This window comes from Streptomyces sp. NPDC055025 (assembly GCF_053608565.1).
The window spans coordinates 79,626-104,299 of sequence record NZ_JBSGVS010000025.1 but is presented as its reverse complement, the minus strand read 5'-3'; the positions used below and the strand labels follow the sequence as shown (position 1 = coordinate 104,299).

Sequence of the window (24,674 nt, the reverse complement as noted above, 5' to 3'; positions counted from 1 at the left end):
TCGGCCCACTGCATGGCGAGAGCCGGCCTGGTTCACCAGGCCGGCTCTCCGCTTCGCGTTCCAGCGCGGCATCGAGGCCTGCGGCCCGACAGCAAGGCTCGTGAAGCCTCCTCGCCGGTATTCTGGAGGCCTCGCGCTCACCGTCCGTCTCGATCTGCCGGACATCCCCGAACAGAATGTCACCATCATCTTCGGCCCCAACTCTCCCTATGCACCGCACGTCTACAGTGACGGACCAGCCGAATCACCACACCGCTACGCCGAGGGGGCCCTGTGCATCTGGTACCCGTACGACCCTGCCGAGCAGCGGTGGATACGCCGTGACGGACCGGCGGTCCTCCTCGGGCTGATCGTCGCGCACCTGCTCAAGGAAGAGTGGTGGCGCCGCACCGGCGAATGGCCTGGACAAGAAGCTCCACACGGCGGGCCCGAGTCCCACAGCTAGCCGAGCCAGGAGGGGCATGCCCACACCGTCCCCGGCCCTTCCATCGCCCAGCCACATCACGGCCACAGCGACGGTGGCACCGTCTACCCCAGCTTCAGTCCCCACGCCTTCAAGCACCGGAGCTGGGGCTCTGACGTCTGCGGTGATCTCCGGGGCGGTCCTCGCAGCAGCCATCACCGCAACCATCAGCCTCTGGCTATCCCGCAGTAAGTCCCGCGAAGAAGAGCGCGGACGCCTCCGGGCGACATTCGCGGAAGCTTTCGTCGCCTACAACACCTATAAAGAGTTGCCGTACGCCATTCGCCGCCGCCATGCCGACCAATCCGCAGATGAACGTGTCCGCCTCTCGGAAATAGTCCGCCAGACCCAGGCCGAACTCGCGTACCACCTCGCTTGGACCGCCCTGGAGTCACCGAAAGTCGGTGACGCCTACAGGGATCTTGTTCAACACCTCCGCCGGACCGCTGGCACTGCCATGCATGATGCGTGGAACGCCCCGGCCATCACCAGCGATTCCGAAATGAACATCCCTCCGACTGTCATCGACCTCAGTGAACTTGTCCAATACGAGACCGCATACCTCAACGCTGTCCGCAGCCACCTTCACGATCTTCTACCGTGGTGGAAACGCGTCCGCTCCTGATCTCCGGGAAGCCGCAATGGGAGGCGTTTCCGTTCGGATTGAGGACCACCCCAGTCGTTGCACCATGCCGTCCGCCACCAGTGAGCGCTAGGACTCTGATCGACCTGTCGAGGGCACTTGAGCAGTGTCCACGAGGTCGCTTGTTGTCGTCTGCCTGCCATACCTGGAGGATGGTCCCCCACAGAGAACCTTGAGGAGCAGGGATGGGCACAAGGCCGCTGCTGAACCGCAGGCTGAACGGACTCGGGACGACGATCTTCGCTGAGATGTCGGCGCTCGCGACGGCGACGGGCGCGATCAACCTGGGCCAGGGCTTCCCGGACACGGACGGCCCGGAGTTCGTACGGGAAGCGGCGGTGCGGGCACTGCGGGACGGGCGCGGCAACCAGTACCCGCCGGGGCCCGGCATCCCGGAGCTGCGCACGGCCATCAGCGACCACCAGCGCCACTTCTACGGCCTCAACCTCGACCCCGACACGGAGGTCCTCGTCACCGCGGGGGCAACGGAGGCGATCGCCGCGAGCATGCTCGCCCTCCTCGAACCTGGAGATGAGGTGATCGCCTTCGAGCCCTTCTATGATTCCTACGCTGCCTGCATTGCCATGGCCGGAGCAAAGCGAGTACCGCTGACACTACGCGCTCCGTCCTTCCGCCCGGACCTGGATGAGCTGAGGGCCATGATCACCCCGCGAACCCGGCTCCTCCTTCTCAACACACCCCACAATCCGACCGGCATGGTCCTCACTCCCGACGAGGAGAGCGCCATCGCCGCGCTCGCCGTCGAATGCAACCTGCTCGTTGTCACAGACGAGGTCTACGAGCACCTGGTCTACGAGGGCACACACCACCCCATCGCGGCCCTGCCGGGCATGCGTGAGCGCACTGTCTCCATCTCATCCGCTGGCAAGACTTTCTCCTTCACAGGATGGAAGGTTGGCTGGGCAATGGCAGACGCTCCACTCATCGCCGCCGTCCGGACTGCGAAGCAATACCTGACCTACGTCAGCGCGGGCCCCTTCCAGTACGCGATCGCCGGAGCGCTGCGCCTGCCGGACGCGTACTTCGACACTTTCCGCGCCGACCTGCAACACAAGCGCGACCTGCTCGGTAGCGGGCTGCGCACGGCCGGATTCGAGGTCTACCAACCCCAGGGCACGTACTTCATCACCACCGACATTGCTCCCTTCGGGGAGAAAGACGCCTATGCCTTCTGCCGCTCCCTCCCGGAACGTTGCGGCGTCGTTGCCGTCCCCAACTCCGTGTTCTACGACGACCCCGACATCGGCCGCACCCAGGTCCGCTTCGCCTTCTGCAAGCGGACGACGGTTTTGCAAGAGGCGGTGGATCGCCTCGGGCGGCTGACTCGCTGAGAGCGAGCCGGATGGAATGTGAACACAGCGCCTGCACTCAGGTTCAGCCAGCCCCCGTTCTATACGGCACTGAAGAGCTACTCAGTGTCCTTCGGGTGCTAGTAGACGCGTAAACCGATGCCGTCCTTACACCCTCGACCGCCGCGACTTCGGCGCCGTGCGCCCACTGGGCCGGCACAAGTGCTTCCGCCTCGTACCAGACGACCCGCCCCTATGACACGACCTTCACGCGCGGCCCACCGGTACCGGGTGTCCGCACACGCGGCCCGCACGCCCCGGGCCTGACGCGCAGAGCCCGGCGGGAGCCGTGATCGTGGAGATCACGGCCCTGGCCGGGCTCTTGTCGTACGACGCGGACGACGGCCGGGCGGCCGGCGTCGTGGCAGGCCGGAGACTCAGGCGTCCTCGGGCTTCTCGTCGCCCGGCTGGAGGCCGAACTGCTCCACGAGCCACTTGTCGAACTCGATCGAGGCCCGCACCCAGCTCACCGTCGACGACACGAAGTGCTCCAGGCTGACGCCCATGCCGATCAGCATCTGGGCCTCACCGATGAGCCGGACGGTGGGCGGACCGTCACCCTCCTCGTGGATGTGCGTGTAGACCTTGGGCCACAGCGTGCGACGGTTCCAGTCGTCGATCGCGTCCAGGACCTTGGACTTGTCCGCGATGGGGTGCGGCCGGTCGTAGAACGTCCGCACCGAGAAGACCTGCTGGTCCTCCTCACCGCGGAACATGAAGTACGTACGGAATTCCTCCCACGGCGCCGCGAGGTCACCCTCGTCGTCGACGACGTACTTCAGCTCCATCTGTTCGAGGAGCTGCTTGACCAGATCCTGGTCAGGGACGACGGGGCCCGCCGGTCCTGCACCCTGCGGTTGGGGCTGGCCCCCGAAATTCGGAATCGAGGACGGGTCGATGCTCACCGTGTATTTCCCTTCGTACGGTTCCTGCCATCCTCCCCCATCCCCCGAGGGCCCTGGCAACCCCGGCCACCCCTCAGCGGGTCACGGGTTCGCCATCCGGTCCGTGAGCCGCCAGACGCCCGTCGAGGGATTCAGAGCGTGTTCCGCGCCGGACGGGTCGAGTTTCCGGGCCCGCTCCCCCGCCCGCGGTACCCCGTCCCGGTATCGGGAGAAGTCCACCCGGGTCTTGTCGTAGCCGGGCACATGCTTCTCCAGCAGCGGAAGCAGCTTCTTGTACGTGCCGACGTGCGCGCGGTGGTCCGCGAAGTGGAGCAGGAGCCACAGCTCGAAGCACGGGTTGGAGACGGCGATCTTGATGTTGTGCCGGCGGGCGGCGAGCGCGGCCTCGGCCACATCCTGGTACTCGTCGACGTCGAAGACGCACCACACCTCGTCGTACCCGCCCTTGTTCAGCTCCCGCTGGCCACGCGCGTACGCCACGAGCTGCGTCGGGGAGCAGGGCTTGCCGCGTACGACGACGGAGACGGCGGGGTTACGGAGATCGTCGCGTAACCCTTGTAAATATTGTCGCTCGGTCTCCTTGCTGCCGCACACGATCAGCATCGTGCGCGCGGAACGCCGGACCGGGCCGCGCCTGCGGCCCGATCCCTCACGCGGAAACGACCTCGCCACGAGCCCCCCAGTACTTCTTGAGCATGTCCTCGAACGCGGTCTCCGGCAGCAGCGGCACCGCTCCATAGCTGCCCGCCAGATAGCGGCGCTCGAAGTTCTCGCCCTTGCGCGGCTTGAAGTCGGTGAGCGGATACAGCTCCGACGCGCCGGTCCCGGGGCTCTTCTCCACGAACCAGACCTGGTCGCGGCGGAGCACCTGGTCGCCGAGCATCGTGCCGAGGAGGGAGGCGTCATGGGTGGTGAAGATCAGCTGGGCGCTGCGTGGGTTCAGCTCCGGGTTCTGGAAGAGCGTGAGCAGCTTGGCGGTGAGCAGGGGGTGGAGGCTGACATCGATCTCGTCGACCCACATGGACGTGCCGTTCAGGATCGCCATGACCGCGGTGGTGACCAGGTTCAGCCAGGTCTTGGTGCCGGCCGATTCGGCGTCGACAGGCAGGGCGAACTCATCGCTCCCCACCCGGTGCACGAACTCCAAGGACTCCGACTCCGCCTCTCTCATGGCCTTCCTGAACTCCTGGCCCGTCCTGGTGACCCCCGGCATCCCGGGGTCGACGGCCCTCTCCGCTCCGCGACGAATGCCGTGCACACCCAGGTCGGCCGCCGCCAGGACCTCTGCCCGGATCGGCAGTCCCAGCGTCTCCAATCTTTCGTACACCAGAACCGCGAACGCACCGTTTTCGGCGACTGACCGCCGAGTCTCGTCCTCGATGACAAGGGGGGCCTCCACCGCGGTCCACACCGCACCGAGTTGCCAGTGCGAGGACTGTGCGGCAGCGGAGAGGTACAGGCTGTTCGGCCGCATCGTCCTCTCCGCCGCCACACGCTCACCGGTCAGCGTCGCGCCATAGGTCATGGCCATCCGGTCGCGTTCGAAGAGAACGCGTTTGCGGCCCTTGGGGTAGGCGTAGAGCCACTCCTCCGCGACCTCCGTGTCCGTGACGCTGAAGCCGTACACGTACCGCACGCCCTCCAGCAGGAGATCCACCGCGTACGACGACGGCTGGTTACGGCTCTCACGGTCGAGCAGGAAGGGCCGTCGCGGTACGGGAGCTCCCGGCAGCCAGCGAGCCTGCGAGTCACGTACCGCTCTCCGGAAGAACTCGAACGCGTCCACCACCGTCGACTTCCCCGACGCGTTCGCGCCGAAGATCGCCACCACCGGCACCGTCGGCCGGTCGTCCTCCCCGTACGTCGGTGCGAAGTTCAGCTCCTGGGGTTCGCGAAGAGAGCCGTGGTTGGCGACACGAAAGCTCAGCAGCATGGACCCGCCACCCCCTTAAACCGCCTTGTGAACAAGTGAATCGCGATATAGGTGCCGAGCCGATGTTAGTTCCTGTCTGCGGACACGAACAGGCCCGCCACCCGGGCGGGTGACGGGCCTGCCGGCAGCCGCAGCGGCACTGGCCGCTACAGCGTCTTCCCGGTCGGCTTCGGCGGCTCCGCCGGTCCCGCAGGTCCCTCCGGGGCCGGTCCCACCGGGTCCGGGGTCGCCGGGTCCGGAGTGGCCGCGTCCGGGTCCGGGGTCGCCGCGCCGACGATCAGGCCCTCGGCGAAGCGGTCCACGCGGACCGTGTCGCCGTCGGTGATCTCGCCCGCGAGGATCTCCTTGGCCAGGCGGTCGCCGATGGCCGTCTGGACGAGACGGCGCAGGGGGCGGGCGCCGTAGGCCGGGTCGTTGCCCTCGTCGGCCAGCCATTCCAGGGCCGCCGGAGTGACCTCCAGAGCGAGCCGGCGCTCGGCGAGGCGGCGGGCCAGCCGGTCGATCTGGAGCTTGGCGATATGCGCCAGATCGTCCTTCGTCAGGGCGGAGAAGACCACCAGGTCGTCGAGGCGATTCAGGAACTCCGGCTTGAAGGAGGCCCTCACCACCTCCAGGACCTGCTGCTTCTTCGTCTCCTCGCTGGTGGTCGGCTCGACCAGATACTGGCTGCCGAGGTTCGACGTCAGGATCAGGATGGTGTTGCGGAAGTCCACGGTCCGCCCCTGGCCGTCGGTGAGCCTGCCGTCGTCCAGCACCTGGAGCAGGATGTCGAAGACCTCGGGGTGCGCCTTCTCCACCTCGTCCAGCAGGACGACGGAGTACGGGCGTCTGCGCACCGCCTCCGTGAGCTGGCCGCCCTCCTCGTAGCCGACATAGCCGGGAGGGGCACCGACCAGCCGGGCCACCGAGTGCTTCTCGCCGTACTCGCTCATGTCGATACGGACCATGGCCCGCTCGTCGTCGAAGAGGAAGTCCGCGAGGGCCTTGGCCAGCTCGGTCTTGCCGACACCGGTGGGGCCGAGGAAGAGGAAGGACCCGGTGGGCCGGTCGGGGTCGGCGATCCCGGCGCGGGTACGGCGTACCGCGTCGGAGACGGCCCGTACCGCCTCCATCTGGCCGATCAGCCGGGTGCCCAGCTCCTGCTCCATACGCAGCAGCTTCTGCGTCTCGCCCTCCAGCAGCCGCCCGGCCGGGATCCCGGTCCAGGAGCCGACCACATCGGCGATGTCGTCCGGGCCGACCTCCTCCTTGACCATCGTGTCCTTGGCCGCCTCCTGCTCGGCCGCCGCGGCCTCCTCCAGCTCCCGCTCCAGGCCCGGGATCTCCCCGTACAGCAGCTTGGAGGCGGTGTCGAAGTCGCCGTCGCGCTGGGCCCGCTCGGCCTGGCCGCGCAGATCGTCGAGACGTTCCTTCAGCTCACCGACGCGGTTGAGGCCCTGCTTCTCCTTCTCCCAGCGGGCGTTGAGACCGCGCAGTTCCTCCTCGCGGTCGGCGAGATCGCGGCGCAGCTTCTCCAGCCGCTGCTTGGAGGCGGGGTCGGACTCGTTCTTCAGCGCCAGTTCCTCCATCCGGAGGCGGTCGACGGCGCGCTGGAGCTCATCGATCTCCAGGGGCGAGGAGTCGATCTCCATCCGGAGCCGGGACGCGGCCTCGTCCACCAGGTCGATGGCCTTGTCCGGAAGGAAGCGCGAGGTGATGTAGCGGTCGGAGAGCGCGGCGGCGGCGACCAGGGCCGCGTCCGCGATCTGCACCTTGTGATGCGCCTCGTACCGGCCCTTGAGCCCGCGCAGGATCGCGATCGTGTCCTCGACGGTGGGCTCGGCGACCAGCACCTGCTGGAAGCGCCGCTCCAGCGCCGCGTCCTTCTCGATCCGCTCGCGGTACTCGTCCAGCGTGGTCGCGCCGACCATACGCAGCTCACCGCGCGCCAGCATCGGCTTGAGCATGTTGCCGGCGTCCATGGCCGAATCGCCGCCGGCGCCCGCGCCCACGACCGTGTGCAGTTCATCGATGAAAGTGATGATCTGTCCGTCGCTCGCCTTGATCTCGGAGAGGACGGTCTTGAGCCGCTCCTCGAACTCGCCGCGGTACTTCGCCCCGGCCACCATCGCACCGAGGTCCAGCGAAACCAGCCGCTTGTTCTTGAGCGATTCCGGCACGTCGCCCTTGACGATCCGCTGCGCGAGCCCCTCGACCACGGCGGTCTTGCCGACGCCGGGCTCACCGATCAGCACCGGATTGTTCTTCGTACGGCGTGACAGCACCTGCACCACACGCCGGATCTCCTGGTCCCGGCCGATGACCGGGTCGAGCCTGCCCTCACGGGCCGCGGCGGTGAAATCGGTACCGAACTTCTCCAGGGCCTTGTACTGGCCCTCCGGGTCGGGTGTGGTCACCCGGCGCCCTCCCCTTGCCTTCTCGAACGCGTCCAGCAACTTCTTCGCATCGGCGCCCCGCTGGTCGAGCACCTCCCCCGCCTGTCCGCCCTTGGCCGCGACACCGATGAGCAGATGCTCGGTGGAGAGATACTCGTCCCCGAGTTCCTTGGCCCGCCGGGCCGCGTCCGCGATGACGGCGAGCGTCTCGCGGTTGGGCTGCGGAGGCGCGACGGTGGATCCGGTCACGCTGGGCAGCGCGGCGAGCACCCGCTCGGCACCGGAGCGTACCGCCACCTGGTCCGCCCCCACGGCGGCCAGCAGATCGGTGACGTTCTCGTTGTCCTGGCCTTCGAGCAGCGCGAGCAGCAGATGTGCGGGGGTCAGATCGGGATGTCCGGCCGCCACGGCGCGGTTGGTGGCGGCGTTGATCGCGTCCCGGCTCTTGTTGGTCAGCTCGGCGTCCACGTGCCCACTCTCCTCCTTGCACGTCCTGCGCAGATCGTGACTTCGACTGCGACTTTGACTGAAGCAACATGCGCAAAGTTGAGTCTATTTCACTCAAGCCTGAACCGGGAGTCCGGCCCCCCAAGGGTTTCACCCCCGTCAGGCCTAGGCTTCCGGTATGTCCATCGACGTACGCGATCCCAGCGCCGATTTTCTCGCGTTCTGGCGCGAGCAGCATGTGTGCACCCTGACCACCCTCCGCCCGGACGGCACCCCGCATGTGGTGCCGGTGGGCGTGACGTACGACCCGGAGGCCGGGCTGGCGCGGATCATCACCAACAAACACAGCACCAAGGTCGCCAATGTCCTGGCGGCGGGGCCGGAGGGCGCGCGGGTGGCGGTGTGCCAGGTCAAGCGCGGCCACTGGGCGACGCTGGAGGGCCGCGCCGCGGTCCGTACGGAGCCGGAGCTGGTGGCGGACGCGGTGAGCCGCTACGCGGAGCGGTACGGACGCACTCCCGCGCCCAATCCGGACCGCGTCGTCATCGAGATCGCCCTGGACCGGGCGCTCGGCCGCGTGTGAGAGCGCGTAAGCCGTGACACGTGGGCGCGGGCAGCAAGCCCTGACCACCGGACGGCCGCCTCCCGACCGGACGGGCCGCATGCCGTACCGGACGGCCGCCTCCCGACCGGACGGCCGCATGCCGTACCCGACGGCCGCGTCCCTACCGAACGCGGACAGCACAACGGCGCCATCGTGTTTCAGGTCCACGATGGCGCCGTTGTGTGGGGGAAGCGCCGGAGCGATTTACAACGACGGGGGAATCGCTCAGGCGCTGCGGGGGGTGGCGATGGTGGTCTTGGGTTCGACCAGTTGGTGGTCCCGTTGGTCGAGGTTCACGAAGATCATGTCGTATCGGATGGCACACCGGACCGGCTGCGGAGCCCCCCGCGGCCTCCGAAGGCAGCGGTAGGCACGGACGTCCTCGTCCTCCTCGCGTACGACGACGATCGGCTCTCCGAACAGGGTGACCATCAGCGAGTCGCCACGGTGAGGAATTGCCGTGACAAGATCGATGAAGTGCCACCCCGACCGGTAGGCCGAGGCCATCTCGCGCCGGAAGACCCGGTCGTCCGGCGGGACGGTCACGCGCTCGGGTCGGCCGATGCGGGGACCCGGCCGATATGCGCCGGCGCCACGTCCGAACCGGGGCCCTTCGGAGCGATGTCCCAGCTGATGTCACCCGACTCCAGAACCTGGACACTCTGGACGGTGGATCCGGCAGGCGTGAAGTCCCAGCTGATGTCCCCCCCGACAGCCAGCGCGCCATAGGCCAGAGCCGCAGAGAAAGCAGTGGCAACCACCGCGCGAAGCATTCTCTTGTACATAGTCGGCTTCGTCCTCACTTGATGGATTCCTCTCCCCCGCCATGTAGACGATGTCTCACCCGGGCACGTCAACACCACCGGGACGAGGCATCATGTTCTTGTATGTTCAGGACCCTGGGGGGTGGAGATTTGCCCGCGAACGACTCAAAAACGACACATCCCCATGCCGTCACCGATATGTGTGATGACGGCAGACGGCTTTACGCCAGTGCGCTGCGCTCCGGACGCATCGCCCGGAGCGAGGCGGCGGGGACTCCATGCCTCATGGAGTTCGCACTTCTGCACCCCGATCCGGACGACGCCGACTGGCTTCGCCCTGTTCCACCGTCCGCGGCGCTCGCCAAGCGCCTCCATCCGATCGAGCGGGAGATCCAGGAACGCCGGCACTTCGCCGTCGAACTGACCGACTCTTTCGAGCCGTTCATGACGATCAGCGCCCAGGACCCGCCGACCACCCACGCGATCACGGTTCTGGAGGGGCTGAGCCGTATCAACGCGGCGCTCGACCTCTCCACCGCCGAGTGCCGTACGGAAGTACTGACAGTGCAGCCCGGCGGCGGACGCAGTGAACACGCGCTGGCCGAAGCCCTGGAGCGAGGCCGCGACGTGGTCGACCGCGGCATCAGTCTGCGCACGCTGTACCAGCACACCGTCCGGCACAGCCAGGGCACGCTCGCGTACGCGGAGCGGCTGGCGGAGGGCAAGGTCGAGATCCGGACCTTGGAAGAACTCATCGAACGTCTGATCATCTTCGACCGCACGGTCGCCTACATACCCGCGCGCTCCGACCGGCAGATCGCGCTGGAACTGCGTCACCCCGGGCTCGTCGACTATCTGGCGCAGGTCTTCGAACAGCTCTGGCGGCGCGCCACGCCCCTGACGGAGCAGGTCGCCTACGAGCCCACGCCGGACGGCATCACGGGCATCCAGCGGTCCATAGCGAAGCTGCTGGTCGAGGGATACGTGGACGAGGCCATCGCGCGCCGGCTGGGGATGAACGTACGGACCTGCCGCGCGCACATCGCCAAGCTCGCCACGACCCTCGGCAGTGGCAGTCGCGCACAACTCGGCTATCTGGTGGCGCAGTCGGGAATCCTGGACCACGAGGAGAGCTGAGGACACGCGGGGGCGCCCGCGGGGGCGCGGGGGGCACTGAGAGGTGCTGTGCGCCCCGTACGCGGGCGCACGGCGAGGAAGCGGAAAAGGAACCCCCACCCGATGGGTGAGGGCCCTCCACAAGGCTCCACACGACTTCCGACCGCCGAGCCCTTCACGAGCCCTCCGTAGACCCTCCGCGCCCGCGCGCCCGAAGCCGCGCAAGCCGTCGGCCCGTCGATCCGTCGATCCGTCGGCCCGTCGGTCCGAAGTAGCTCAGTCCGTCGGTCGCTTGGGGCGCCAGACCACCAGCGCGCTCGCCTGCTGCACATCCTGATACGGCACCAGATCCCGCCGGTACGAGGCGTGCACCTGTGCCTCGCGCTGCCGCATCGCCGCCGCCGCGCCGTCCACCGCGGCCGACAGCTCGGCGACCCGGGCCTGGAGCGCCGCGACCTCGTTCTCCAGTTCGATGATCCGCTTGATACCGGCGAGATTGATCCCCTCGTCCTGCGACAACTGCTGCACCTGACGGAGCAGTTCGATGTCACGGGCCGAGTAACGGCGGCCACGGCCCGCTGTGCGGTCCGGGCAGACCAGACCGAGACGGTCGTACTGTCTGAGGGTCTGCGGATGCAGTCCGGAGAGCTGGGCCGCCACCGAGATGACGTACACCGGCGTCTCCTCGGTGAGCTGGTACGGATTGCGCCGCCGACCGTCCATGTCCGCCCTGTCCGCACCGTTCACGGGACTCACGCTCCCTTCGCCGCCTGGAACAGCTCCGCCCGCGGATCCTCGTCCGCGGTCGCCTTGCGGTAGGCCTCCAGCGCGTCACGTGCCTCTGCGCCGAGATCCCTGGGCACCACGACCTCGACCGTGACCAGCAGGTCGCCGCGGGTGCCGTCCTTGCGCACGGCGCCCTTGCCGCGGGCGCGCATCGTCCGGCCGTTGGGCGTGCCGGCGGGCAGCTTCAGGGTGACCGGCGGACCGCCCAGGGTCGGCACCTTCACCTCGCCGCCGAGCGCCGCCTCCGTGAAGGTGACGGGCACGGTGACCGTGAGATTGTCGTCCCTGCGGCCGAAGACCGGGTGGGCGTCCACATGCACGACCACATAGAGATCGCCGCCGGGGCCGCCGCGCTCACCGGGAGCGCCCTTGCCCCGCAGCCGGATCCGCTGGCCGTCGCTGACACCCGCCGGAATCCTGACCTGCATCGTCCGCGAGGACCTGGCGCGCCCGCTGCCCTTGCAGACCTCGCAGGGGTCCTGGGCGATCAGCCCACGGCCCTTGCAGTCCACACACGGATCGGTCAGCGAGAACCCGCCGCCGCTGCCGCGCGAGACCTGTCCGGTGCCCACACAGGTCGGGCAGACCCGCGGGGTGCCGTTCTTGTCGCCCGTGCCCGTACAGGCCTTGCAGGGCGCCTGGCTGGACATCCGCAGCGGGACCGTGGCCCCGTCGACCGCCTCGGTGAAGCTGAGCGTCACCTCGGACTCGATGTCCTGGCCGCGGCGCGGCTGCGTACGCGTGCCCGTACCGCCGCGGTTGAACAGGCCGCCGAAGACATCCCCGAGCCCGCCGCCGAAGCCACCCGCGCCGGCGCCGGGGCCCGGCTGCGTACCTCCCTGGCCGCCGCCGAAGAGATCGCCCAGGTCGAAGTTGAACGAGCCGTTCCCGCCGGCGCCGGGTCCCGGCCGGAACCCGCCGTTGCCGAAGAGGGCGCGCGCCTCGTCGTACTCCTTGCGCCGCTTGGGGTCGCCGAGGATGTCATTCGCCTCGGAGACCTCCTTGAAGCGCTCCTCCGCCTTGGCGTCGCCCTTGTTGGCGTCCGGATGGAACTCGCGGGCGAGCTTGCGGTACGCCTTCTTGATCTCCGCCTCGGTGGCGTCCTTGGGTACCCCGAGAACCTTGTAGTAGTCCTTCTCCACGAAGTCCTTCGTGCTCATTCCCGACGTCCCTCCTCTCCGCCACCCACACCGCTACCGCTGTCCGGCGGTGCGACGCCGTCCGGCACCGCACCGCCGTCCGACACCGCGTCAGCCCTCGTCCGGGCCACCGCTCTCCTTGTCGTTCGCCGACTCCGCCTGCTCGTCGGCGGACTTGGGCTGGGCCCCGGGCTGGGGCTCGGCCACCGCGACCCGGGCGGGCCGGATCGTCCGCTCGCCGAACCGGTACCCAGGCTGGAGGATCGCGACGCACGTCGTCTCCGTGACATCCGGCGCGTACGAGTGCATCAGGGCCTCGTGGACCGTCGGGTCGAAGGGCTCGCCCTCCGTGCCGAACTGCTGGAGGCCCAGCTTCGCGACGACCGTCTCCAGCGACTCGGCCACCGACTTGAAGCCGCCGACCAGTTCCTCGTGGTCCCGCGCCCGGCCGATGTCGTCGAGCACGGGCAGCAGTTCGGTCAGCAGACTCGCCACGGCGATCTCCTTGACCGTGACCCGGTCCCGCTCCACCCGCCTGCGGTAGTTCTGATACTCCGCCTGAAGGCGCTGGAGATCCGCGGTGCGCTCACCGAGCGCCATCCGGACCTGGTCGAGCTGTGCCTTCAGGGCTACTTCCTGTACGTCCCCGGCCGAGGCCGCCGGGCCCGGCCCCTTCACGGAGTCCGGCTCGGCGGCGTTCGGCGTGGCGTCGTCGTGGTTGGCGCCGGAGGGGACGTCGGGCTTCTCGTCGAAGCCCGGGGTCTCCTCGGTCACGCCGCACCGTCCTTCTTGGGCTTCTCGTCGTCCACGATCTCGGCGTCGACGACATCGTCGTCGGCCTGGGTCTGCCCGGCGCCCGCGGCACCGTCGGCACCGCCCGCGGCGGCGCTCGCCTGGGCGTCGGCGTACATCGCCTGGCCGAGCTTCTGGGAGACGGCCGCGAGCTTCTCCGTGGTCGTACGGATCTCCGCGGTGTCCTCGCCCTTGAGCTTCTCCTTCAGCTCGGCGATGGACGCCTCGACCTCGGTCTTGACGTCGCCGGGGACCTTGTCCTCGTTGTCCTTGAGGAACTTCTCCGTCTGGTAGACGAGCTGCTCGGCCTGGTTGCGCGTCTCGGCGGCCTCGCGGCGGCGGTGGTCCTCGTCCGCGTACTGCTCGGCCTCTTCGCGCATCCGGTTGACCTCGTCCCTCGGCAGCGAGGAGCCGCCGGTGACGGTCATCTTCTGCTCCTTGCCGGTGCCGAGGTCCTTCGCGCCCACGTGCATGATGCCGTTGGCGTCGATGTCGAAGGCGACCTCGATCTGCGGCACACCGCGCGGGGCGGGCGGCAGACCGGTCAGCTCGAACATTCCGAGCTTCTTGTTGTACGCCGCGATCTCGCGCTCGCCCTGGTAGACCTGGATCTGCACCGACGGCTGGTTGTCCTCGGCCGTCGTGAAGATCTCCGAGCGCTTCGTCGGAATCGTCGTGTTGCGCTCGATGAGCTTGGTCATGATGCCGCCCTTGGTCTCGATACCCAGGGACAGCGGGGTCACGTCGAGGAGCAGGACGTCCTTGACCTCGCCCTTGAGGACACCGGCCTGGAGCGCGGCGCCGATGGCGACGACCTCGTCCGGGTTGACGCCCTTGTTGGCCTCGCGGCCGCCGGTCAGTTCCTTGACCAGCTCGGCGACGGCGGGCATCCGGGTCGAGCCGCCGACCAGCACCACGTGGTCGATCTCGGAGAGCTGGATGCCCGCGTCCTTGATGACGTTGTGGAACGGGGTCTTGCAGCGGTCCAGCAGATCGGCGGTGAGCTGCTGGAACTGGGCGCGGGAGATCTTCTCGTCCAGGTGCAGCGGGCCCTCGGCGGACGCCGTGATGTACGGCAGGTTGATCGTCGTCTCGGAGGACGACGACAGCTCGATCTTCGCCTTCTCCGCGGCCTCGCGGAGACGCTGGAGAGCCATCTTGTCCTTGGACAGGTCCACACCGTGGCCGTTGGCGAACTGCTTCACCAGGAAGTCGACGACGCGCTGGTCCCAGTCGTCACCACCGAGGTGGTTGTCACCGTTGGTCGCCTTCACCTCGACGACGCCGTCGCCGATCTCCAGCAGCGAGACGTCGAAGGTGCCGCCACCGAGGTCGAAGACCAGGATGGTCTGGTCGTCCTTGTCGAGTCCGTAGGCCAGGGCGGCGGCCGTCGGCTCGTTGACGATACGGAGCACATTGAGGCCCGCGATCTCGCCGGCCTCCTTGGTGGCCTGGCGCTCCGAGTCGTTGAAGTACGCGGGAACGGTGATCACCGCGTCGGTGACCTTCTCACCCAGGTACGACTCGGCGTCCCGCTTCAGCTTCTGCAGCACGAAGGCCGAGATCTGCTGCGGGTTGAAGTCCTTGCCGTCGAGGTTGATCTTCCAGTCGGTGCCCATGTGGCGCTTGACCGACCGGATGGTCCTGTCGACGTTCGTAACCGCCTGGCGCTTCGCGACCTCGCCGACGAGCACCTCGCCGTTCTTGGCGAAGGCGACGACGGACGGCGTGGTCCTGGCGCCCTCGGCGTTGGTGATGACGGTGGGCTCGCCGCCTTCCAGAACGCTGACGACGGAGTTAGTCGTGCCCAGGTCGATGCCGACCGCACGTGCCATTTCGATTCCTCCAACTGACTTGAGTGGAACAGGCTCAAGGATGCATCACAGATCCCATGGAGTCAAAGGACCTGAGTCGAGTCGACTCAACTAACGTGCGGACGCCTTGTGCCCGGCGGGTTGCCCCCGGTTCGCACCCCTTCTCCATGCGATCGTTCTGTATCAAATACCTCGAATGAGTCAAAAGCCATGTAAGCCTCAAAGAATCCGGAAAGTAACAGAACGCACAGAAACGGTCAGGTGTGACCTTGAAGCGACGCATGATGTGGCGCCCGCAGCACCGCCTGGAACCCAAGCGCCTTCTGGATCTGACGCTCGGCTCGGCCCTTCTGGTGCTGGCCGCGCCCCTGCTCACGGCAGCCGCCCTCGTCCTCGCACTGTCCCGGCCGGTCAACGGCGTTTTCCTGCGCGACTACCGCACAGGACTCAACGGACGGCCCTTCATCCTGAGTTCCCTGGGCACCCGGCGATTCCGGCTGGATCTGCTCTCCCGGCTCCCCCATGTCGTACGGGGCGACCTGTCCCTGGTGGGGCCCGCGCCCCTGAAGGTCGGCTCCGCCGCGGGCGCGGCGCCGTGGCGACAGCTCGTACGGCCGGGACTGACCGGACTGGCGCAGGTGCGGCGGCACTCACCCCTGCCGTGGGACGAGGCACCGCTGCTCGACCAGCACTATGTGGAACACCACTGGCTCGGACTCGATCTGGCGATCCTGGCCCATACGCTCCCCGCGCTCTACAAGGGGCGCGTCCAGCGGCCCGGACGGCGGCTCCCCTGGCGGTCCGCACAGCCCTCCCGGCGCCTGCCGCGCCGGCTTCCGCGCCGGCTCGCCCTGCCGTACTCCCGGTCGGACGCCTACTGGCTGGGCGCCGTACGGCCGGACGCCGGTCTCCCGCACGCCCGGCGCAGCCAGGGGCCCGGCACGGCCAGACACCCGGTCGGGGCGCCGGTGGGGGCACCCGCCGGAGCACCGGACAGAAGCGGGGACGCGAGTGGGGACTGAGGCCCGGGTGGAGACTGGGTACCGAACCCGGGTGCCGGGCGCCAACCGCCCCGGACGCTGAGCGCCGACCGCCCCGGGCGCCGGGTGCCGGGCACCCCGACGTGACGAGCGCCGGGCACCGAGCGACACAGATCACCGGCTGCGCCGCTACATTGCGGCGGGATAAGTGGGTAACCTCAGCCACGGACCGATTAAGTTACCGCTTAGTAGAGTAGCGGTTCTCCCACCCTCGCAGGCCCGAGGAGCCCCCAAATGCAACTCGCCGCGATCACCGTGTCGCTGGTACTCGCCGTCGTCGGTGTCGCGCTGTTCGGCCGAGCCATCGCGCAGATCTACCGCTTCGTGAAGCTCGGCCAGGCCGTCCCCGCGGGCACGCGCACGGACGAACCCGCCCAGCGCACCCTGACGGTGGCCAAGGAGTTCCTCGGTCACACCCGGATGAACCGCTGGGGTGTCGTCGGGGTGGCGCACTGGTTCGTCGCGGTCGGCTTCTTCACGCTCGTGCTGACCCTGGTGAACGCCTTCGGGCAGCTCTTCAGGGCTGACTGGCTGCTGCCGGTCATCGGTGACTGGACTCCGTACGAGGTCTTCGTCGAGCTGATCGGCCTGCTGACGACCCTCGGCATCCTGACGCTGATCGTCATCCGCCAGCTCTCGCTCCCCAGCCGCGCCGGCCGCAAGTCACGCTTCGCGGGCTCCAACTTCGGCCAGGCGTACTTCGTCGAGGCCGTCATCCTCATCATCGGTGTGGCGATCCTCGTCCTGCGCGGCCTGGAGGGCGCGCTGCACCACGCGGACTCGTACCAGGCGGCGTATCTCGTCTCGTATCCGCTGGTCGCGGCGTTCAAGGGGCTCAGCCTCGGCACCCTCCAGAACCTGGTCTACCTGGTCGCGATGATCAAGATCGGGACGTCCTTCATCTGGATGATCACGGTCGCGCTCAAGACCGACATGGGCGTGGCCTGGCACCGGTTCCTCGCCTTCCCGAACATCTGGTTCAAGCGCGAGGCCGACGGCTCCACGGCGCTCGGCGCGCTGCCGCCGATGACTAGCGCCGGCAAGGAGATCGACTTCGAGGACCCCGGCGAGGACGACGTCTTCGGTGTCTCCCAGATCGAGCACTTCTCCTGGAAGGGCATCCTCGACTTCTCCACCTGTACGGAGTGCGGCCGCTGCCAGTCGCAGTGCCCGGCCTGGAACACGGGCAAGCCGCTCTCGCCCAAGCTGCTGATCATGTCGCTGCGCGACCACGCGCACGCCAAGGCGCCGTATCTGCTGGCCGGTGGCGGCAAGAACGCGGAGGGCGAGGAGAAGGCCTCCGAGGAGCAGTTGGCCGGGGTGCCCGCCGCTGCCCTCGCGGAGGCCGCGCGCCCGCTGATCGGGACGCTGGAGGAGAACGGCGTCATCGACCCGGACGTGCTCTGGTCCTGCACCACCTGCGGCGCGTGTGTGGAGCAGTGCCCGGTCGACATCGAGCATGTCGACCACATCGTCGACATGCGCCGGTACCAGGTGATGATCGAGAGCGCCTTCCCCAGCGAGGCCGGGACGATGCTCAAGAACCTGGAGAAGAAGGGCAACCCCTGGGGGCTGGCCAAGAAGCAGCGTCTGGAGTGGACCAAGGAGGTCGACTTCGAGGTACCGGTCGTCGGCAAGGATGTCGAGGATCTCTCGGAGGTCGACTACCTCTACTGGGTCGGCTGCGCCGGCGCCCTGGAGGACCGGGCCAAGAAGACCACCAAGGCCTTCGCGGAACTGCTGCACATCGCGGGCGTGTCCTTCGCGATCATGGGCGGCGACGAGAAGTGCACGGGCGACTCGGCCCGCCGGCTGGGCAATGAGCCGCTGTTCCAGCAGCTCGGCCAGGAGAACGTCGCGATGCTGAACATGGCGTTCGGCGAGGACGACGAGGACGGGACGGCGGACGGGACGCCGGACGGAACGGCGGACGGGACGGCGCGTGGGACGGCGAAGAAGCCGAAGTCGTCGAAGAAGATCGTCGCGACCTGCCCGCACTGCTTCAACACCATCGCGAACGAGTACCCGCAGCTCGGCGGTGAGTACGAGGTCATCCACCACACCCAGTTGCTCCAGCATCTCGTCGACGAGGGCAGGCTGGTGCCCGTGACGCCGGTCGAGGGGCTCATCACGTACCACGACCCCTGCTATCTCGGCCGCCACAACAAGATCTACACACCGCCGCGCGAGATCATCGCGAAGGTGCCCGGCCTGCGGAACGAGGAGATGCACCGCCACAAGGAGCGCGGCTTCTGCTGCGGCGCGGGCGGGGCGCGGATGTGGATGGAGGAGCGGATCGGCAAGCGCATCAACAACGAGCGGGTGGACGAGGCGCTCTCGCTGAATCCGGACATCGTCTCGACGGCGTGCCCGTTCTGTCTGGTGATGCTGACCGACTCCGTCAACGGGAAGAAGAACGAGGGGCAGGCGAAGGAGTCGCTCCAGGTGGTGGATGTGGCGCAGCTTCTGCTCGACTCGGTACGGACACCCGCGGGCCCGGCGGGGTCGGACGAGCAGGAGAGCGCGCCGGACCCGGAGCCCGAGCCGGCGAGGTAGGTGACGCAACCGCCTCCGCTCGGCCTCTGCTCGGCGGGAAGGAGCCGGACCTGTCTGGGAGCGGGTCCGGCTCTTTCCGTTGGAGCGCGACTTTGCGTGGGCGTCGCTTTCCCGGGGCGTCGCTTCCTGGGGCGTCGCCTTCCCGGGGCGCCGCTTCCCGGGGCGTCGGCCGTACATGCTCGTTTGCTTTCGCATGTTCGTTTGCTTTCGTTCCCCGGTTGAACGAGAGCATCATGTGTGGCCGACGACCGGCCACCGCGACCGGACGTACGAACCGGACGTGCGAATGAGCCGGATGAGACGGATGAGACGGATGGGGTGGGGTCGGTCGTGCGGATACGCGTCGCGACGAGGGCCGGAAGAGCTGTGCGGCACGCCGGTGTCTGCGCCCTCGTCTGTACGGCGGTGCTGTTGGCGGGGTGTACGGCCGCGTCCGACCCGGCCGCCGGCGGGGGCAGGGGGACGAAGGCCAAGAACGGCGACACCGCCCCGCTCACCGGCAAGGCCGGTGCCGCGCGCCGCCCGGTCCCGCCCGGCCGGGGCAGCCGCCTGCCGGACGACTTCAATGGCGACGGCCACCGTGATCTCGTACTGAACGACCTGGTCAAGGCGCCGGGCGACTCGTACGGCGACGACGCGGGCATCGGAATCGTGTACGGAACGGCCGCGCGAGCGGGCGGGGGCGGTGGCGAGGGCGGCGCTAAGGGAGCGACCGACGCCTCCGGAACCGGCGCTTCCGGGACCGGCGCTTCCGGGACCGGCGCCGGCGTCGACCCCGCCGTACGTCAGACCATCAGCCCGCGTACGCACGGCGCCCGGGTGGCGGGCGTGCTCCCCGCCGCGTTCGACGCCGAGGCGGCCTGCGATCTCGATCAGGACGGCTTCGGCGATCTGATCATCGCCACGGACCCGCCGTACGACGGCAACGGTATGCCGCCCGTACCGCTCCAGATCCTCTTCGGCGGCCCCACCGGACTGGGCGGCAGGGCGGTGGTCCTCCGGATCCCCGGCACGGCGCGCTTCGGCAACGAATGGCCCGACCACCCCGTCTGCGGCGACTTCGACGGCGACGGAAAGGTGGATCTCGCGGTCACCGCGAGCGCGGGCCAGGTCAGTTTCCTGCGGGGCCCCTTCACCCGGACCGGCGCCCCGCGCGGCGCCTCGGCACCGATCCCCGGCGGCGGCCCGGTCCTCGAAGCGCCCGCGCCCGCGGCGGATGTCGACGGCGACGGTTACGACGACCTCGTGTACTCCGCCCGCGCCCGTACACCTGGTACGGGCGCGGAGGGCAAGCTGCTGCTCGGAGGTCCCGACGGTCCGGGGCGCCCGGGAGGCCCGTACCGTTTCAAGGCGGTGGAACCGCCGCCCGCGCCCGCGCTCCCCGGGGCGGCGACCGGTTCGCCGGGCGCCGCGTCGGGCAAGGGCGGGACCGTCACCGACCTTCTCCTCTCCGCCGACTTCACCGGGGACGGGCGCCCGGACCTGGTGACCCGTACCCACCGGGGCGAGGCGACGGATCTGATCGCGCTCTACGCGTCGACGGACGCCGGTACGACCGGGGGCAACGGAGGGACCGGGAGCGGCGGGGCGACCGGGACGACGGGGACCACTGACACGACCGGGGCCGCCGACAGGGCAGGAACGACCGGGGGCATGACGAACCGTCCGCTGATCACGTTCAGCACATCGATCTTCCTGGGGTAGGCCCCCGGGGCAGCTGGGGCAAACCCCCCAGGGACCCCCTAGGGGATGTCACAGCTCGGCCGCAATGGCCCGCTCGTCCCGCCGCCCCCGCCGTCCCGCCGGTCGAGACCAGGTACGTTCGATTGCGTGGCTGGATTCAGGATCGGACGCGGCCGGGACAACCGCACCCCGCGACAACAACCGCAGCGGCAGGGGCAGCAGCCGTACGGACGGCAGGCAGCGCCGCCACCCGGTTACGGGGGCGGGCACCAGGCCGCGCCTCCGTACGGGCAGCAGCAATGGCCTCCGACGAACGGTGGCAGCGGCCAGTACGGCGGACATGGCGGGCAGCAGGGCGCACACGGCGGGCATGGCGGACACGGCGGCGGTGGCGGGCACGGCGAGCCGGAGTACTTCGGCGACCCGTACGCCCAGCAGCCCCCGCACACCCCCCAGGGCCGGCCGGGCCAACACGGCGACCCGTACGCCAACAACCCGGGCCACACCCAGGCGTTCAGCCTCGGTGACGACCCGTACGGCGACGGCGCCACGTACCACGCGGGTGCCGCCCCGGCCCCCGTCGGCCCGCGGCTGCGCTGGAAGGAACTGCTGAGCGGCATCGTGCTGCGCCCCGGCGCGACGTTCCTCCAGATGCGCGACCACCCGGTCTGGGGCCCCGCGCTGGTCGTCACGTTCCTCTACGGTCTGCTGGCGCTCTTCGGCTTCGACACGGCCCGTGACGACGCCATCAACGCGACACTGACCACCGCCATCCCGTACGTCCTGACGACGGCCGTCGCCCTGGTCCTCGGCGGTCTGATCCTGGGCGCGGTGACCCATACGCTGGCCCGCCAGCTCGGCGGCGACGGCGCCTGGCAGCCGACCGTGGGCCTGTCCATGCTGATCATGTCGATCACGGACGCCCCGCGCCTGGTCTTCGCGCTCTTCCTGGGCGGCGAGAACTCCCTGGTACAGCTCCTCGGCTGGGCCACCTGGCTCGCGTCGGGGGCGCTCTTCACCATCATGGTGGGCAAGTCGCACGATCTGCCGTGGCCGAAGGCGCTGGGGGCGTCGGCGATCCAGCTCATAGCGCTGCTGTCGCTGCTGAAGCTGGGCACGATCTGACCCTCCGCCCCGGAGGGCCCCGCCGGGGGCCCTCCGCCACTCCCGCGTCCCGCCCCTGCTCGCCGCGGACCTACTCGTCCCGGACCTACTAGCCCTAGCGGCGGACCTACTGGCCGCGGCGTACGACGGGCGGCTGGACGCTCCAGGGGAAGTTGATCCAGTCCTCGGTGCGCTTCCAGACGTACTCGCACTTCACGAGGGACTGGGTCTTCTCGTAGATGACCGCGCTGCGCACCTCGGCGACATGGTCCACACAGAAGTCGCGGACCAGCTTGAGCGTCTTGCCGGTGTCGGCGACGTCGTCCGCGACGAGGACCTTCTTGTGGGAGAAGTCGACGACGTCGGGCACGGGCGCCAGCATGACCGGCATGGCGAGGGTGGTGCCGACGCCTGTGTAGAACTCCACATTGACCAGATGGATGTTCTTGCAGTCCAGGGCGTAGGCGAGACCGCCGGCGACGAAGACGCCACCGCGCGCGATGCTGAGCACGATGTCGGGTTCGTAACCGTCGTCCGCGATCGTCTGCGCGAGTTCGCGGACGGCCACGCCGAACGTCTCGTACGACAGATTCTCCCGGCGCCCTGTCATGTCAGACCTGGGTCCGGTGGAAGTTCAGAAAGGACCGCGACGCCGTCGGCCCCCGCTGCCCCTGATAGCGCGAGCCGTACCTCTCGGAGCCGTACGGGAACTCCGCGGGCGAGCTGAGCCGGAAGAGACAGAGCTGGCCGATCTTCATACCGGGCCAGAGCTTGATGGGCAGCGTCGCCAGATTCGACAGTTCGAGCGTGACATGCCCGGAGAAACCGGGGTCGATGAAGCCGGCGGTCGAATGGGTCACCAGCCCGAGCCGCCCGAGGCTGGACTTCCCCTCCAGCCGGGAGGCGATGTCGTCGGGGAGCGAGATGATCTCGTACGTCGACGCGAGCACGAACTCCCCGGGGTGCAGGATGAACGGCTCGTCCCCCTCCGGCTCGACCATCCGCGTCAGATCGGCCTGCTCCACGGCGGGGTCGATATGCGGATAACGGTGGTTCTCGAACACCCGGAAGAACCGGTCGAGCCGCACATCGATGCTGGAGGGCTGCACCATCGAGCCTTCGTACGGCTCGATGCGCACGCGTCCGGAATCGAGCTCGGCCCGGATGTCCTTGTCTGAGAGAAGCACGCCCCGAGGATACGCAGAGCGTGCGAGCCCACCCCAACCGGGCGGGCTCGCACACCTGTGCCGACCAGGGTCAGCGCTGTTCCGACTCCACGGCCGCCTTCACCGGCGCCACGGGCACGGCATGCCGCAACCGCGCACACCGAGGACACCGGATGAGCCGACCGGGCCCGATCCTGGCGGTGTCGAGCTGCTGCATCGGGAACGTCGTAGTACTGAACACATGCCCTTCGGCACAGCGGACGACGGTGCGCTCCATCAAGTCCATCAGGTCCCTTCCCCAACAAACACGGACGAACGCCCACACTAGGGGATCAAGAGGGCACCCCCCGCCCCGGCACTCCGCCCCGACCCTACGCCCCAACTCCCGCCCGCCACCCCCACTTCCACCCCCGAACACCACAGAAACCCCGCGGCGCAATACGCCCGGGGTCCCTGATGAGGTAAAGTGTCCGACGAAGCGAAGCCGATCACCGGCCGCCTCGCGGGTGTAGTTTAATGGTAGAACATGAGCTTCCCAAGCTCAGAGCGCGAGTTCGATTCTCGTCACCCGCTCCACGCTCAGGTCCAGGTCCACAGCCTGGGGCTGCGCAGGCCGCGCATGGCTATTTTGGTAGAGAACCGAGTGGCCTGAGTGGCGGCCAGGGCGGCGGCGACGCCGAAGGCGTGCTGCCCAGGGAACGCTCGGCGTTGTCGACCAACTCCTTGTAAGTAAGCACCTCGACGCGATTGACGTGTGTATTGAGGGTGCGAAGTGCCTCGTTGATCGACTCTTCCGGCACGGAGGGTTGGACCGAGGGGTGTCCGATAAGGACCATCGCGCTGGCCCGGCGGGTCTCGATCCCGAGCTCCTCGCGGAGCCGGTGGCGGTTCTCGTCCAAGCCGACCAGATAGTTCACCGCCTGGCCGACGGCGTTGTGCACCTGAGCCGTGGGAACCCACGAACCGCGGTACTTCTTCACCAGTGGGCCGGCCAAGCTTGCGGCGCGCTTCAGTTCGACCACATGCAGCGCTCCGTCACCACGAATCAGAGGGATGTCGACTTCGTCGCCCGGCACAAGCCTACGGTGGGCGGCCTCTCCCACGAACCGCCCGCCGAAGATCCAGTGCTGCCCTTCCAGGGCTCGCTGTAGCGCGTGTTCGGAAGCCGTGGTGTCCTCCACAACTGTACGCAAAGCCTCCAGGCCCGCCGCTCGCCGCTGCAGCTCCGCCGCTCTTAGGACCATCTGCCCCTCTGTGTCGGCGGCAAGAAGGGCGACGGCGGCGGGTGAGGTGGCGATCCGGCGGGCGGCCTCTGCCGGATCCTCGATGTCCACCCGTTCACGCAGGACACGTTCCAGCCACACCGCCAACTCCGCCCGGCCGCGGAGAACGCGGTACCGCCCCGGGCGGTCCTCAGGAGCGTCGAGAAACCGCGCGTCCTCCGAGAGCGAGCCCAAGTGCGCAATCAGATCGTCCACTCCGGCCCGCGGGTGCTTATCCACGTACTCACGGCTCGCCCCCGCGACGAACCTGAAGGAGTTCCACAGCGTGTGTGCGGCGAACTCCCGCAGGTTCTGATTGCGTACGCCGTCCTGAAACAGGCGATACCGCTCGTCGAAGTCAGGCTGGAGAATCCGCCCCTCGGCGTAGTCCAAAGAGTCCTGGACCAGCCGGACGACCTGCCACTCTCCGACATCCGCCGCGCGCCGACGAGTCGCTTCCAGCATCTGGACGAGGACCTTCCCACCTCTACGATGGCCGCCACTTCCACTGTTCATATGTGCGCGCGCCGAAACGAGGGCAGCCTTCACGTCCGGATGAACTGCCGCCTCCAGCACACACTCCAGCTGCAAATCCAAAGAGAAATCTGATCTGACACTCATGCGACGAGTCTGATCGAAGGGTCCGACAGCCAGACCCCCACCGCGCCCAACGCCGTATCTCGCTCGGGCGTCGGCGACGCCGATCGACATT

General features: G+C 68.5%; 22 protein-coding genes, 1 tRNA gene and 2 pseudogenes. 11 read left to right on the top strand and 14 right to left on the bottom strand.

Annotation, left to right across the window (positions count from 1 at the left end):
• The first annotated feature begins 100 nt into the window (after positions 1-100).
• The 4 genes and pseudogenes from ACWGDX_RS17585 to ACWGDX_RS17570 all read left to right on the top strand — a co-directional run.
• Positions 101-445, top strand: coding sequence for a hypothetical protein (locus ACWGDX_RS17585; protein WP_453626479.1), 345 nt, complete (start codon positions 101-103; stop codon positions 443-445).
• A 142-nt stretch (positions 446-587) separates the two neighbouring features.
• Positions 588-1,088: a hypothetical protein gene (locus ACWGDX_RS17580; protein WP_453626477.1), complete on the top strand. Its 501-nt coding sequence runs from the start codon at positions 588-590 to the stop codon at positions 1,086-1,088.
• Positions 1,089-1,291: 203 nt separating this feature from the next.
• Positions 1,292-2,458, top strand: coding sequence for a pyridoxal phosphate-dependent aminotransferase (locus ACWGDX_RS17575; protein WP_453626475.1), 1,167 nt, complete (start codon positions 1,292-1,294; stop codon positions 2,456-2,458).
• Positions 2,459-2,588: 130 nt separating this feature from the next.
• Positions 2,589-2,675: pseudogene (locus ACWGDX_RS17570) on the top strand (VapC toxin family PIN domain ribonuclease); the annotation flags it as partial.
• Positions 2,676-2,853: 178 nt separating this feature from the next.
• Here ACWGDX_RS17570 and ACWGDX_RS17565 read toward each other — a convergent pair.
• The 4 genes and pseudogenes from ACWGDX_RS17565 to clpB form a co-directional block, all read right to left on the bottom strand.
• A complete protein-coding gene (locus tag ACWGDX_RS17565; protein WP_363084583.1) occupies positions 2,854-3,381 on the bottom strand; it encodes a YbjN domain-containing protein in 528 nt (175 codons plus the stop codon).
• A gap of 81 nt (positions 3,382-3,462) precedes the next feature.
• Complete coding sequence (locus ACWGDX_RS17560) at positions 3,463-3,984, bottom strand: RloB family protein (protein WP_453626473.1); 522 nt, start codon at positions 3,982-3,984, stop codon at positions 3,463-3,465.
• Between the two features lie 46 nt (positions 3,985-4,030).
• Positions 4,031-5,314, bottom strand: coding sequence for an AAA family ATPase (locus ACWGDX_RS17555; protein WP_453626471.1), 1,284 nt, complete (start codon positions 5,312-5,314; stop codon positions 4,031-4,033).
• A 260-nt stretch (positions 5,315-5,574) separates the two neighbouring features.
• Positions 5,575-8,157 (bottom strand): annotated as a pseudogene (gene clpB / locus ACWGDX_RS17550) (ATP-dependent chaperone ClpB); the annotation flags it as partial.
• A 157-nt stretch (positions 8,158-8,314) separates the two neighbouring features.
• Between clpB and ACWGDX_RS17545 the strand changes: the two are divergent.
• Positions 8,315-8,719: a pyridoxamine 5'-phosphate oxidase family protein gene (locus ACWGDX_RS17545; RefSeq protein ID WP_453626469.1), complete on the top strand. Its 405-nt coding sequence runs from the start codon at positions 8,315-8,317 to the stop codon at positions 8,717-8,719.
• Positions 8,720-8,965: 246 nt separating this feature from the next.
• Here the strand turns inward: ACWGDX_RS17545 and ACWGDX_RS17540 are convergent, their stop codons facing one another.
• Positions 8,966-9,286, bottom strand: coding sequence for a Rieske (2Fe-2S) protein (locus ACWGDX_RS17540; protein WP_066951740.1), 321 nt, complete (start codon positions 9,284-9,286; stop codon positions 8,966-8,968).
• Positions 9,283-9,501, bottom strand: coding sequence for a hypothetical protein (locus ACWGDX_RS17535; protein WP_453626467.1), 219 nt, complete (start codon positions 9,499-9,501; stop codon positions 9,283-9,285). The genes ACWGDX_RS17540 and ACWGDX_RS17535 overlap by 4 nt, the downstream gene beginning before the upstream one ends.
• A 126-nt stretch (positions 9,502-9,627) precedes the next feature.
• On the opposite strand from ACWGDX_RS17535, the gene ACWGDX_RS17530 reads away from it, so the two are divergent.
• Complete coding sequence (locus ACWGDX_RS17530; RefSeq protein WP_363081950.1) at positions 9,628-10,641, top strand: helix-turn-helix transcriptional regulator; 1,014 nt, start codon at positions 9,628-9,630, stop codon at positions 10,639-10,641.
• Between the two features lie 255 nt (positions 10,642-10,896).
• On the opposite strand, the gene ACWGDX_RS17525 is transcribed toward ACWGDX_RS17530, so the two are convergent.
• The 4 genes from ACWGDX_RS17525 to dnaK form a co-directional block, all read right to left on the bottom strand.
• Positions 10,897-11,343: a heat shock protein transcriptional repressor HspR gene (locus tag ACWGDX_RS17525; RefSeq protein ID WP_363081955.1), complete on the bottom strand. Its 447-nt coding sequence runs from the start codon at positions 11,341-11,343 to the stop codon at positions 10,897-10,899.
• Positions 11,344-11,372: 29 nt separating this feature from the next.
• Positions 11,373-12,566, bottom strand: coding sequence for a molecular chaperone DnaJ (gene dnaJ, locus ACWGDX_RS17520; RefSeq protein WP_453626465.1), 1,194 nt, complete (start codon positions 12,564-12,566; stop codon positions 11,373-11,375).
• Positions 12,567-12,656: 90 nt separating this feature from the next.
• The gene (gene grpE, locus ACWGDX_RS17515) at positions 12,657-13,319 is read right to left on the bottom strand and encodes a nucleotide exchange factor GrpE (RefSeq protein WP_453626463.1); all 663 of its coding nucleotides are present in this window, start codon (positions 13,317-13,319) and stop codon (positions 12,657-12,659) included.
• The gene (dnaK, locus tag ACWGDX_RS17510) at positions 13,316-15,172 is read right to left on the bottom strand and encodes a molecular chaperone DnaK (RefSeq protein WP_382854448.1); all 1,857 of its coding nucleotides are present in this window, start codon (positions 15,170-15,172) and stop codon (positions 13,316-13,318) included. Before dnaK ends, grpE begins: the two co-directional genes overlap by 4 nt.
• A 248-nt stretch (positions 15,173-15,420) precedes the next feature.
• Here dnaK and ACWGDX_RS17505 point away from each other — a divergent pair, with 248 nt between their 5' ends.
• From ACWGDX_RS17505 to ACWGDX_RS17490, 4 genes are all read left to right on the top strand, one after another.
• Positions 15,421-16,173 (top strand): sugar transferase, encoded by a 753-nt coding sequence (locus ACWGDX_RS17505; RefSeq protein ID WP_453626460.1) that lies wholly within the window; start codon positions 15,421-15,423, stop codon positions 16,171-16,173.
• Positions 16,174-16,425: 252 nt separating this feature from the next.
• Complete coding sequence (locus tag ACWGDX_RS17500; RefSeq protein ID WP_453626458.1) at positions 16,426-18,747, top strand: (Fe-S)-binding protein; 2,322 nt, start codon at positions 16,426-16,428, stop codon at positions 18,745-18,747.
• A 366-nt stretch (positions 18,748-19,113) separates the two neighbouring features.
• Positions 19,114-20,451 (top strand): FG-GAP repeat domain-containing protein, encoded by a 1,338-nt coding sequence (locus ACWGDX_RS17495; protein ID WP_453626457.1) that lies wholly within the window; start codon positions 19,114-19,116, stop codon positions 20,449-20,451.
• Between the two features lie 126 nt (positions 20,452-20,577).
• Complete coding sequence (locus ACWGDX_RS17490) at positions 20,578-21,555, top strand: Yip1 family protein (protein ID WP_453626455.1); 978 nt, start codon at positions 20,578-20,580, stop codon at positions 21,553-21,555.
• A 106-nt stretch (positions 21,556-21,661) separates the two neighbouring features.
• Here ACWGDX_RS17490 and ACWGDX_RS17485 read toward each other — a convergent pair whose 3' ends face one another.
• The 3 genes from ACWGDX_RS17485 to ACWGDX_RS17475 form a co-directional block, all read right to left on the bottom strand.
• The gene (locus tag ACWGDX_RS17485; protein ID WP_453626454.1) at positions 21,662-22,144 is read right to left on the bottom strand and encodes a phosphoribosyltransferase; all 483 of its coding nucleotides are present in this window, start codon (positions 22,142-22,144) and stop codon (positions 21,662-21,664) included.
• A 1-nt stretch (position 22,145) separates the two neighbouring features.
• Complete coding sequence (gene dcd, locus ACWGDX_RS17480) at positions 22,146-22,721, bottom strand: dCTP deaminase (RefSeq protein WP_453626452.1); 576 nt, start codon at positions 22,719-22,721, stop codon at positions 22,146-22,148.
• Between the two features lie 70 nt (positions 22,722-22,791).
• Positions 22,792-22,986 (bottom strand): hypothetical protein, encoded by a 195-nt coding sequence (locus ACWGDX_RS17475; RefSeq protein ID WP_453626450.1) that lies wholly within the window; start codon positions 22,984-22,986, stop codon positions 22,792-22,794.
• A 216-nt stretch (positions 22,987-23,202) separates the two neighbouring features.
• On the opposite strand from ACWGDX_RS17475, the gene ACWGDX_RS17470 reads away from it, so the two are divergent.
• Positions 23,203-23,276: transfer RNA gene (locus ACWGDX_RS17470), tRNA-Gly, on the top strand.
• 47 nt (positions 23,277-23,323) lie between these two features.
• Here the strand turns inward: ACWGDX_RS17470 and ACWGDX_RS17465 are convergent.
• Entirely contained in the window at positions 23,324-24,583 is a 1,260-nt protein-coding gene (locus ACWGDX_RS17465; protein ID WP_453626448.1) for a Shedu anti-phage system protein SduA domain-containing protein, read from the bottom strand.
• Between the last annotated feature and the right edge of the window lie 91 nt (positions 24,584-24,674).

Excerpts from the sequence above, each read along its gene's own strand:
- ACWGDX_RS17575 (WP_453626475.1), top strand. The coding sequence starts at position 1,292 with ATGGGCACAAGGCCGCTGCTGAACCGCAGGCTGAACGGACTCGGGACG.
- ACWGDX_RS17560 (WP_453626473.1), bottom strand. The coding sequence starts at position 3,984 with ATGCTGATCGTGTGCGGCAGCAAGGAGACCGAGCGACAATATTTACAA.
- ACWGDX_RS17555 (WP_453626471.1), bottom strand. The coding sequence starts at position 5,314 with ATGCTGCTGAGCTTTCGTGTCGCCAACCACGGCTCTCTTCGCGAACCC.
- ACWGDX_RS17545 (WP_453626469.1), top strand. The coding sequence starts at position 8,315 with ATGTCCATCGACGTACGCGATCCCAGCGCCGATTTTCTCGCGTTCTGG.
- ACWGDX_RS17530 (WP_363081950.1), top strand. The coding sequence starts at position 9,628 with ATGTTCAGGACCCTGGGGGGTGGAGATTTGCCCGCGAACGACTCAAAA.
- ACWGDX_RS17525 (WP_363081955.1), bottom strand. The coding sequence starts at position 11,343 with ATGGACGGTCGGCGGCGCAATCCGTACCAGCTCACCGAGGAGACGCCG.
- dnaJ (WP_453626465.1), bottom strand. The coding sequence starts at position 12,566 with ATGAGCACGAAGGACTTCGTGGAGAAGGACTACTACAAGGTTCTCGGG.
- dnaK (WP_382854448.1), bottom strand. The coding sequence starts at position 15,172 with ATGGCACGTGCGGTCGGCATCGACCTGGGCACGACTAACTCCGTCGTC.
- ACWGDX_RS17500 (WP_453626458.1), top strand. The coding sequence starts at position 16,426 with ATGCAACTCGCCGCGATCACCGTGTCGCTGGTACTCGCCGTCGTCGGT.
- ACWGDX_RS17485 (WP_453626454.1), bottom strand. The coding sequence starts at position 22,144 with ATGACAGGGCGCCGGGAGAATCTGTCGTACGAGACGTTCGGCGTGGCC.
- ACWGDX_RS17475 (WP_453626450.1), bottom strand. The coding sequence starts at position 22,986 with ATGGACTTGATGGAGCGCACCGTCGTCCGCTGTGCCGAAGGGCATGTG.
- ACWGDX_RS17465 (WP_453626448.1), bottom strand. The coding sequence starts at position 24,583 with ATGAGTGTCAGATCAGATTTCTCTTTGGATTTGCAGCTGGAGTGTGTG.